Source organism: Pseudomonas sp. MDV22-iso1, from assembly GCF_058145095.1.
On sequence record NZ_JBYVMF010000053.1, the window covers coordinates 1 to 10972 of the forward strand.

General features: G+C 57.5%; 6 protein-coding genes, 1 rRNA gene and 1 pseudogene. 3 read left to right on the forward strand and 5 right to left on the reverse strand.

The features are described from left to right. The first annotated feature begins 115 nt into the window (after nucleotides 1-115). Nucleotides 116-231 (forward strand): 5S ribosomal RNA (gene rrf / locus AC3ZVB_RS29015). 197 nt (nucleotides 232-428) lie between these two features. Here the strand turns inward: rrf and AC3ZVB_RS29020 are convergent. From AC3ZVB_RS29020 to AC3ZVB_RS29030, 3 genes and pseudogenes are all read right to left on the reverse strand, one after another. Continuing rightward, a complete protein-coding gene (locus tag AC3ZVB_RS29020; RefSeq protein ID WP_490148482.1) occupies nucleotides 429-1436 on the reverse strand; it encodes a DUF4880 domain-containing protein in 1008 nt (335 codons plus the stop codon). A gap of 44 nt (nucleotides 1437-1480) precedes the next feature. After that, nucleotides 1481-1633: pseudogene (locus AC3ZVB_RS29025) on the reverse strand (sigma-70 family RNA polymerase sigma factor); the annotation flags it as partial. A 99-nt stretch (nucleotides 1634-1732) separates the two neighbouring features. Continuing rightward, nucleotides 1733-2443 carry a GntR family transcriptional regulator gene (locus tag AC3ZVB_RS29030; protein ID WP_490148485.1) on the reverse strand — a complete coding sequence of 237 codons (711 nt, stop codon included), beginning with the start codon at nucleotides 2441-2443 and terminating at the stop codon, nucleotides 1733-1735. Between the two features lie 202 nt (nucleotides 2444-2645). Between AC3ZVB_RS29030 and lapG the strand changes: the two genes are divergently transcribed. Both lapG and lapD read left to right on the forward strand, forming a co-directional pair. Next, on the forward strand, nucleotides 2646-3338 hold the full coding sequence (gene lapG, locus AC3ZVB_RS29035) for a cysteine protease LapG (protein WP_490148483.1): 693 nt from the start codon (nucleotides 2646-2648) through the stop codon (nucleotides 3336-3338). A 14-nt stretch (nucleotides 3339-3352) separates the two neighbouring features. Further along, nucleotides 3353-5299 (forward strand): cyclic di-GMP receptor LapD, encoded by a 1947-nt coding sequence (lapD, locus tag AC3ZVB_RS29040; protein ID WP_194693865.1) that lies wholly within the window; start codon nucleotides 3353-3355, stop codon nucleotides 5297-5299. A gap of 103 nt (nucleotides 5300-5402) precedes the next feature. Here the strand turns inward: lapD and AC3ZVB_RS29045 are convergent, their stop codons facing one another. Continuing rightward, nucleotides 5403-5741, reverse strand: coding sequence for a tryptophan synthase subunit beta (locus AC3ZVB_RS29045; RefSeq protein ID WP_162441129.1), 339 nt, complete (start codon nucleotides 5739-5741; stop codon nucleotides 5403-5405). A 148-nt stretch (nucleotides 5742-5889) separates the two neighbouring features. Next, nucleotides 5890-10972 (reverse strand): beta strand repeat-containing protein (locus AC3ZVB_RS29050; RefSeq protein ID WP_490148484.1); only part of this gene is annotated, 5083 nt, incomplete at its 5' end.

The following is a 10972-nucleotide window of genomic DNA, read 5'->3' on the forward strand; positions in this document are numbered from 1 at the left end:
GTCAAGATTAAATTCCGAAACCCCTGTTTGCTAACGCGAACAGGGGTTTTGTTTTAGTAGAAGTCACCAATTTTCACCTGCACGTTGCTGCTGCAACGGGCCGGTCACAGAATTTCTTGACGACCATAGAGCATTGGAACCACCTGATCCCATCCCGAACTCAGCAGTGAAACGATGCATCGCCGATGGTAGTGTGGGGTTTCCCCATGTGAGAGTAGGTCATCGTCAAGATTGAAATTCCAGAACCCCTGTCTGCTAATGCAGACAGGGGTTTTGTCGTTCAGGGCCATTGGAAAGTGGCTAACTGAAGCACAGACCTAGATGGCCTGAAAGTTAGAGCTGAGCTTACTGTCGCCGCAACATCAAGTTCTTCCTCCAAGTAACAGAAGTTGAGGCGCCGGGCTTACACGCAAACCCCGCAAAACAATTCAGACCTGCCGCTCGATAGTCACCCACCAACGCGTGCGATATCGCACCTTAACAGGCAAGGTTTGCGTAAGGATGGTGAGCAACTTGTCGGTATTGTCGAGTTGGAAAACCCCCGAAAGCCGAAGATCGGCAATGTCCGCCGCACAGCTCATATAGCCGGTACGATAACGGCCAACCTCATGTAGAAAGTTATCGAGGCGCATGTTGCGAGGCACAATCAGACCGTCAACCCAGGCACCGGCGTCCATATCCAGTGCCGGTGCCAACCTCGCCTGGCGGTGATCAATCAAATAGCTCTGCCCGGGAAGCACCTGTATCGGTCCTCCATTGCTGGCAATCGGCGAATGAATGGCAACCCTGCCGGCAGTCACACTGAGCTGGGTACAGACTGGCCCCTGAAGAAGTATGAAGCGTGCATCAACCCCTTCGAATACACCATGGTGACTTTGCACCCGTAAGGGACGATCGAACGAAGCGCCTTGATCAATCCCGCCGCAGGTGATGATGATTTCCCCACGAGTCAGCTTGATCAGTCGCTGTTGCGGTGTGTAGTCGAGATCCACCGCACTGGCGGTATTGAGTTCCAGCCGCGTGCCGTCCGGCAGCTGGAAACCCCGCCGTTCTCCAGTGTTGGTCGCGAAGTCGGCGGTCCACTGTTGCCAACCTGCTACGTCTTTGCCCATCCACGCGCCTGAACCTATCAGCAAGGCGCCAGAGAACATTTTCAGAGCCTGGCGTCTCCCCAATCCGTGAGCGCTGTTTTCCAGCGTATCCAGGGCACCCGGTACCGCAGGAAAGTTGTTACTCAACTCCGCCTGCAGGGTTTTCACCCTTTGCCAAGCCAACTCGTGTTCCTGATGCTCTGCCCGCCATACATCACATTGCTGACGCAGGCGGGCATTAGCAGCATTGTTGCGTAGGCGAAGCAGCCAATGGATGGCTTGTTTGACGACCTGCTGCCGAGGCTCGACATGTCGGCGCTGCGACGCGTTATCCATAGGCGTCATGCGCTGTACCGCAACGCATCGCAGTGATAGAGCGCATCGGCTACAAGGCGCTCCTCTGAGCGCAGGGACAAGCCCATTTGCTCTTGGGCCAGGTCCGCGACGTCGGCAGAATCGCCAAGGCGAGCGAGCAGCCACGAGATGAGCCATCCGTGATGACTGCTGTAAAGCGTCTGTACTGCCAGCTCAGGGGAAAACATGGATGCGACTGCTCGGACGTCACAAATGATAATTAGTCGCATTGTCTTCAAGGGTGGGGGAATTTGCAACTGCTGGCAGTATTACCCTCATTTCGCACGTTACTTCGAGGTCTTCTGATTCTGCGACTCGGGATTATTGAGGTAACGCGTGATGACCTCGACAGCCCGATTGAGGTGGTGCTCAAGCAGTTTCACGGATTCTTCGATGTTCCGGTCTTCCACCGCCCGCAAAAGCGCCCGGTGATCCTCCTGCGACAGCTCACCCAGGTTCATGGCTTCCAGGTTGAAGCGTAGAAAGCGCTCCTCTTCGTTCAACCCGTCTTCGACCAATCTCAGGAGACGGCGATTAGGCGCTTTACCATACATTGCCATATGGAAAAGACGATTCAGCCGGCCGATCTCGGTGTAGTCGCTTTCGGTTTCCAGATCATCAATATGACGCGCGGCCTGTTGAAAATCCTCGAGGGTAAGTAGGGGGATGGACAGGCGCAGCGCTTCGGACTCCAGCAGGATGCGCAGCGCGTAGGTTTCAACGGCGTCACCTTGGACCAGAGGCGCGACCACAGCCCCTTTGTGAGCAATCACGTTAAGCAGCGATTGCGCTTCGAGCTGACGTAACGCTTCGCGAACCGGCATGCGACTGACACCGAAAAAATCAGCAAGATCTTGCTGGCGTAATGCGGTACCGCAGGGAATACGTCCATCAAGAATGGCGGCGCGCAACGTCTCTTCAATGACCGATCGCGCCAAGTGCGCGGGAATCGGCCCATTGATCTTGATGCTGGCGAGAGGGTTGAGCTTCTGTGTCACAACGCACCCTGAATAAATTGTATGAATGATTGGATCCAAACTGACACTAGTGACTGCCTCTCAGGTTGTCAAACCAACAAATTCGACGCACCACTCTAAAAAGTTTAGCGCGTCATCAGTGATCTCATCGTGCCATTGTCTTTTAGCGGGCGAACCTTCACCATTCAACCGAATTCCACCTGCCTGATCTGGATGCCACGCATTGGCGGCACGTTTCGCGATCCCTAGGACATTGCGCTGGCTGTCATGCGCCCTGGTGCTGGCCAGTATCATGCTGGGCGGGCTGCATGCCGATTGGGATTTCTCGCTGATCAGTCGACGCGCCCAGGCATTGTACGGCCCGTTGGGTGAAGGGCAGCAACGCATTGATGCCTGGCAGCATTTATTGGCGACGCAAAAGCAGGTCGGGGAGCTGGAACAGCTCAATCTGGTCAACCAGTTCTTCAACAAGAAGGTGCGGTACGTAGAAGATATCGAACTGTGGCACGAGGTCGATTACTGGGAAACGCCAATCCAAGCCTTGTGGAAGGGTGCTGGAGACTGCGAAGACTACGCCATCGCGAAGTATTTCAGCCTGCGCCATCTCGGCGTTTCCAGTGATAAGTTGCGCATCACCTACGTCAAGGCATTGCGCCAGAATCGGGCACACATGGTGTTGACCTATTACTCAAACCCCGAAGCCATGCCGCTGGTGCTCGACAGCCTGATCGATGCAATCAAGCCCGCCAGCCAACGAACCGACTTGCTGCCGGTCTATTCTTTCAATGCTGAAGGGTTGTACCTGCCCGGCACCAAGGGCAACAAGAAGGTCGGTGATACCAAGCGCCTGTCCCGCTGGCAGGATGTGTTGAAGAAAATGCAGGCCGAAGGTTTTACGGTCGAGACGACTAACTAGGAGCACGCGCTCAGATGTCCTTGTTCAAACAGCTGTTGATCGCTATCTGTCTGTTCCTGGTGGTCGCCTTCACAGGCAGCTTCATGGTGAGCCTGGAAAGTTCGCGGACCCAGTACGTCAACCAGTTGCGCTCACACGCCCAGGACGCCGCGACGGCGCTCGCGTTGTCCCTGACGCCGAACATCGATGACCCGGCGATGGTCGAACTGTTGGTGAGCTCTATCTTCGACAGCGGCTACTACGCGAGCATCCGGGTCATCGACGTCAGCAACGACAAAGTCATCGTCGAGCGCAGTGGCATTCCTGCGGTGAACAACGTGCCGGACTGGTTCGTCAAACTCATCGGCCTGGAACCGGCCGGCGGCGATGCAATAGTCAGCCGTGGATGGGAGCAGGCCGCTCGGGTCGAGGTGGTCAGCCACCCCATGTTTGCACTGGCCAAGCTCTGGCAAAGCGCGCTGGGCAGCCTCGGCTGGCTGCTGATCTGCGGCGCGGTGAGCGCTGTTCTCGGCGCGCTGTTGCTGCGTCGGCAATTGAAACCGCTGGACTACATGGTCAAGCAATCCCATGCCATTGCCCGTCGTGAGTTCCTCAGCCTGCCGGACCTGCCGCGTACCCCTGAATTGAGACGTGTCGTGCAGGCCATGAATCAGATGGTCGAGAAGCTCAAGGCGCTGTTTCAAGAACAGGCCGAGCGCAGCGAAAAGCTGCGGATCGAGTCCTATCAGGACAACCTGACCGGATTGGCCAACCGACGTTACTTCGAGATGCAGCTGAATGCGCGAGTGAGCAATCCGGAGCAGGCAAGCTCTGGTTATCTACTGTTGTTGCGGGTCACGGACCTGGCCGGATTGAACCAGCGCCTGGGCGGCCAACGCACCGATGAATTGTTGATGGCAGTCGGCGAGCAGTTGTCTCGCGAGTGCGCCAAGTACCCTGAAACGCAGAACCTCGTCACACGAATTCGTGGCGGCGAGTTTGCCGTGTTGGCCCCAGGCTTGGTGCGTGAAGAGGCGCTGCAACTGGCGCGCAATCTCGACACTGCCTTGGCGAGCCTGCATGCGACGGGCGCCACCGATGTTGCCTCGGTTGCCACGATCGGGTTGGCGCCGTTTGTTCATGGAGACTCCCCTCAAGCAGTCATCAGCCTGGCGGATCAGGCATTGGCGCAAGCCGAAGGACAGGGCGAACAGAGCTGGGCTTGCCTTGACCACAGCGCGTCGTCACGCGTGGGCGACGATCATCACGCTTGGCACAATTTGCTGGATCAGGCATTGGTGCAGCGGCGTTTCCAGCTGTACTTCCAACCGGTGGTCGCCAGCCAGGACCCGCAGTTGGTACTGCACTACAAAGTGCTTTCGCGTTTGATCGACGATGAGGGCCACACTATTCCCGCCGGGCGTTTCCTGCCCTGGCTCGAGCGCTTTGGCTGGACGGCACGCCTGGACCGTCTGATGCTGGAATTGGTGCTTGCACAAATGGAGGGCCACGAAGAATCGCTGGCGCTGAACCTGTCTTCAGCGACGTTGGCGGACCCGCAGGCGCTGAACAAAGTCTTCGAGATTCTGCGCGCGCATTCCAATCTGGGACCACGGTTGACCCTGGAAATCGGCGAGGAACAAATTCCCGAACAAGCCGTGCTTGAAAAGCTGACGCAACGACTGCGAGAGTTGGGGTTCTCGCTCAGCCTGCAGCGCTTCGGCGGACGCTTCAGCATGATCGGCAACCTTGCGCGGCTTGGGTTGGCGTACCTGAAGATCGATGGCAGTTACATCCGGGCGATCGATCAGGAAGGCGACAAGCGTCTTTTTATCGAAGCCATTCAGCGCGCAGCCCACAGTATCGACCTGCCGCTAATCGCCGAGCGCGTCGAGACCGAAGGGGAGTTGTCGGTGATTCGCGAGATGGGACTTTATGGGGTTCAGGGCCAATTGTTCGGTGAGCCCAAGCCCTGGCAGTAAGGTTTTACAAGCAAAAAAGATCGCAGCCTTCGGCAGCTCCTACAGGAGAAATACATTTCCCTGTAGGAGCTGCCGCAGGCTGCGATCTTTTGCGTTACAACGCTTAAATCAACCCGGTCTCATCATCATCGATCAGATGACTCAACCCACCCAACGCCTCTCGGGCCTGGGTCCGATCCATCAGTTTGGCCTGTGCAGCCGGCGGCAGGTCGGTGACGCGAATCACGCCTTTGCTGGTCAGCACCTGGATCAAGTCGTCGAGGACCCGAATCATTTCGAAGTCGCTCTGCTTGAGCTGCTTGAGGCTGACTTCCATCACTTCATTGGCGTACCACGCCTGGATTTCATGATGGTCGGCGGGCAGTGTTTCCGTGGCCTCTGCATAAGCTGCGGCTTCCACGCGCACTAATTGTCCTTGCGCATCGCGTTGCACGTAAAACATTGAGCATCCCTCAGAAATGGACCAGCGTCATGCTGTCAGCAGCATAGGCCAACTGCGCGCGAGTATGCGGTGCGACGACGAAATCGTCACCGGGGTGATTCTCGCAAACGTGATGGCCGCCCGGTTTGGGCGGCCATTTCGTCAGCTATCAGCTGTTGTTGTGATCAACCTTGATGGTCGGATCGCTACCGGCAATCAGGTTGTGCAGGTTGGCGCTAGACCAGTTGTTACCTTCCAGTTTGATCGTCACATCAGGTGCTGCCGCTGCTCCGCTGGTATTGAACTTGCCAGCGGAACTGACCTCAAGGGACGAAACACCGCCCGCCGTGGTGATCTTCAGGAAGTTGTCGATGGTGCTGCCGGTTTCGCCCTGCAGCAAATCACGCAGGTCGATGCGGTCACCTTCGGCAGCCTTGAAGTCTTTGATCACGTCGGTACCGGTGTCGCCTGCTTTCCAGACGAACGTGTCGCCACCCAGACCGCCAATCAACGTGTCGTTGCCCTTGCCACCCATAAGGATGTCATTGCCATCGCCACCGTCCAGCAGGTCGGTGCCCGTGCCGCCGAGCAGGATGTCATTGCCTGCATTGCCGTAGAGCTTATCGTCGCCACCCTGGCCGAAGATGATGTCGTTGCCGGCACCGCCGAGCAGTGTATCGTCCCCGTCATGCGCACCGGACACGTCGAACAAGGTGTAGTTCTCGGTGACAAACTGGTGAACGTTGCTGTTGGAGACTTTGCTGACTTCAACGCCGGTCTGCTGAGCGACAAAGGCTTGCATCGCCTGGTACCCCTCACCGGAAATCCCGTTGAAGCTCACCAGATCGCCGAAGATGATGTCGTTGCCGTCACCGCCGTTGACCGAGTCGCCACCCGGCAGGGTAGCTTCGGTGTGACCCAGGATCGCATCGGCCAGCTTGCTAGGGTCAATGTTGGTTTGCGGCTTGTTATCGCTGTCGAATGGAGCCAGATCCGTGGGCTTGATCGCGCTATTCAGGCCGATCGCCTCGACCTTGACACCCGACAGCAAGAGGAAGCTGCTCGCAGCGTCCCTGGCCGTGTAATAGTCGGTACCGCTGCCTTCGCCATCGGTGTACGAAATTTCATAGCTACCATTACCCTCGGCCCGAATGATGCCGAGCGAGCCGTCCTTGGACCAGTTGCCATACTTGTCTTCGGACCAGCGAATGACCTGACCGCTACTATTGACCAGCAACCTGCTCACACCACCCAGAGTGATGTAGGCCGTGTCGCCCAGCTTGTAGTTATTGACACTCAGGTAGTCATCCAGCCGGCCGTCAGTCTTGCTGGACGAGTAGTAGTTAGCCACGACGGAGTTAGTTGCCTCCCCGGCCTGGTAGTAAGTCGGCTTACCGTCCGTGATGAAGTAGGCCAGATTGTTTGAGGTACCGTCGGTGTTGGCGTTGGAAAGAACCTCGTTGCTCTTGAACCAGTTGGCCGTGGTCTTGAATATGTCCTCGTAGTTAGTGCCGCCACCGTACGCCATCGAATCGATAATGGTCTGAAGCTTCCCTAGTGCCATCGGATCGTTCAAGTCGATCGAAATCGTCTTGTTAACCACATCATCGAAAGTCGCCAGGAAGATGTTCACCTTGCCGGAGGTCTCTGCACCCAGGCTCTGTTTGAGCGTGTTGAACATCGAGGTCAGCGAGGTCTTCGCCGCTTCGATCGAGCCTTTCATACTGCCGGAAGTGTCGACCATGAACGCGATGTTGTAGTTCTTGCCCTGCACAACGTTCAAGCCGCCAATATCCGCGATCACGATGTCGTTGGCGTCCGTACCCACGATGTTGTCATCGTTGGTCGTACCGATTATCGGGTTATAAACCGCAGGGTAAATAGTGACCGGAATCGTCGCCGTACTTGAAGCCGAACCACCCAGTAGCTCAGTCGAAGTCGACGTCACTGTCAGGTCGAACTTACCGTTGTAGTAAGCCGGCGGCGTCAAGGTCAGGTTGGCCAGGTTCCAGCCAGTCACTGTCGCCGAGCCATCGGTACCCACGGTCCAGCTGTGCCCCGCGTCGTCGCTCAGCACCATGCCTTTCGGGAAGCCGCTGATGGTCACGCTGAGGCTTTCCGAGCCATCGGTATCAGTCAGTCCGGTGGTGATCTTCGACAGATGTACGCTGCCGTTTTCAGCACCTTCGTTGAGTTTGTAGCCCTCGTAATAGCCTTCACCGTTGGTGCCATGCAGGTCGGAAACCGTCACGCCGGACGCAGCCAGGTTGGCGACGCTGGTGTACAGCGGAATGCCGGCGCTGTTCAGGTCGACAGCGGCTGCGCCGTTTACCGACAGGTTAACGTCGTAGCTGCCCGGGCCACTCTGATTGTGGTGGTAGATGTCGATGGTGTAGTAGCCGCTGGTGCCCGGGGTGAAGCCTGCGCCCGAGATACCGCCGCCTTTACCCCACAACGCACTGGCCACTTCTTTGCCGCCAATGGTCACCAGCAGACTGTCGTCAGCGCTGCCGCTGAAGGTGTAAGTCTTGCCAGCTTCGAGGTAGATCAGGCCGGATGTTTTCGATGCGGTACCCGCAACGACATCACCACTGGACTGCACGTTGGTGGAGGTGCTGGTGCTGTTCGGATTTTTCGCCGCATCAATTACCGACTTCAAGATCGCAGTCGCCGCACCGCTACCGGCACTACCGTCATAACCTGCATTCAGACCGGACAAGCCTGTCCAGACTTCCTTGAGCAGACCTGTAGAGGTCACGGCATTGCTGTCGACAGTCAGCGTAGGCTTGTCGGCCACCGGCGTGATGTCGACTTTCAGCGTCGCTTCATTGCCCAGGTTGAAACCATCGGTAGGCTTGAACTTGATCTGCGCGTAGTCAGCCGCTTTGTTACCGACGCCAGTACCGCCGTAGCCATCAGCACCCGATTCGTTCGCGACCGGCACGAACTTCAGTTTGCCAGCGTTGATATCCGCCTGGCTGATGACCTGGCCTGCAGCAACTTTCACCCAACCGGCCGCACCGTTGAACATCAGGTCGCCACGACCAGCGACGTCCGTGATGGTGATGCTCAGCGGGCTGTCGTTGTCGACATCGGTCGTCTTGAAGTTATCCCACGTCAACACAACGCTCTGGTCTTCAAGGCCAGTGACGCTGCCACTGACGGCAACCGGCGCATGGTCGTTATCAACAATGGTCGTGTTAACGCTGGCGTTGTTAGGGTCGACCGCGAGGTTCTCGAAATTACCGCCGCTGATATTGCCGATGGTGATCACGAAGTTCTCGGAACCTTCAACGTACTTGTCGTTGATGGTCGCGATGTCGAAATTGACACTGTTGCTGTTGGCCGGGATCTTGACCGTAGTCACACCCCTGAAGTCCGTGCCATCCGCCGCGGTGCCGCTGTACGACAGCGTGACAGTGACTTCGGACTTGGCGTTATTGCTCAGCGTCACTGTGTAGTGCGCCGTTTGGCCTTCAACGACCGATGTGTCCCCGGAGATACCGATAGTGACCTTATCACCCTGACCAGAAGGCTCATCGGTAACGGTGGTAGTCAGCGTGGTCTTATCCAGCGTCAGCTGTTCAAACTTCGCGTTGCCGCCCGATACGGTTTCAAGCTTGTTGACCAGCGTGGTTTGACCACCGGTGTACACGTCATCCACGGTGTTCACGATCAGCGTACCGGTGCTGGTGTTGGCCGGGACGTTGATGGTCCGGCCGTCGGTCAGCGTGAAGGTCATGGCGTCGTGGCTGTTGATCGCCAGGCCATCTTTGTTGGTCAGGGTCACGGTGTAGGTGACTTGGCCGCCTTCGACGACGGTGGATTTGTCCACGGTTAGCTTGGCGATGACTTCGTTGGTGGTGTCGGTAATGCCCACGGTACCTGGCGTGGTGCTGAGCACCAGGTTCTCGAAGGTTTTACCGGTCACGGTCGCGGAGCTGACGGTCAGGCTCAGGGTGCTTGGGTCTTTGTAGACGTCTTCGCCCTGGATCGGCGCGGTGTAGATCGCCGAGGTGGTGCCCGCCAGAATGGTGACCGTGCCGCCATTGCTCAGGGTCACGTTGAGGTTGTCGCTCAACGCCTGATTGATCTTCACGGTGAACGCCGCGCCGACGTTTTCGACGACGCCGCCGTTACCTTCGATGCTCACAGTGATCCGGTCACCCTGGCCCGAAGGCTCATCGGTAACGGTGGTGGTCAGCGTGGTTTTATCCAGCGTCAGCTGTTCGAACTTCGTGCTGCCGCCGGTGACGGTTTCAAGCTTGTTGACCAGCGTGGTTTGACCACCGGTGTACACGTCATCCACGGTGTTCACGATCAGCGTACCGGTGCTGGTGTTGGCCGGGACGTTGATGGTCCGGCCGTCGGTCAGCGTGAAGGTCATGGCGTCGTGGCTGTTGATCGCCAGGCCATCTTTGTTGGTCAGGGTCACGGTGTAGGTGACTTGGCCGCCTTCGACGACGGTGGATTTGTCCACGGTTAGCTTGGCGATGACTTCGTTGGTGGTGTCGGTAATGCCCACGGTACCTGGCGTGGTGCTGAGCACCAGGTTCTCGAAGGTTTTACCGGTCACGGTCGCGGAGCTGACGGTCAGGCTCAGGGTGCTTGGGTCTTTGTAGACGTCTTCGCCCTGGATCGGCGCGGTGTAGATCGCCGAGGTGGTGCCCGCCAGAATGGTGACCGTGCCGCCATTGCTCAGGGTCACGTTGAGGTTGTCGCTCAACGCCTGATTGATCTTCACGGTGAACGCCGCGCCGACGTTTTCGACGACGCCGCCGTTACCTTCGATGCTCACAGTGATCCGGTCACCCTGGCCCGAAGGCTCATCGGTAACGGTGGTGGTCAGCGTGGTTTTATCCAGCGTCAGCTGTTCGAACTTCGTGCTGCCGCCGGTGACGGTTTCAAGCTTGTTGACCAGCGTGGTTTGACCACCGGTGTACACGTCATCCACGGTGTTCACGATCAGCGTACCGGTGCTGGCGTTGGCAGCGACGTTGATCGTCTTGCCGTCGGTCAACGTGAAGGTCATGGCGTCGTGGTTGTTGATCGGCAGACCGGCTGCGTTGGTCAGGGTCACGGTGTAGGTGACCGCGCCGCCTTCGACGACGGTGGATTTGTCCACGGTTAGCTTGGCGATGACTTCGTTAATGGTGTCGGTGGTTTTGACGGTCGCGTCAGCACCGTTAATAACCAAGTTTTCGAGGGCTTTGCCCGCGACTTCTGCGCCGGTGACTTTGACGGTCAGCGAC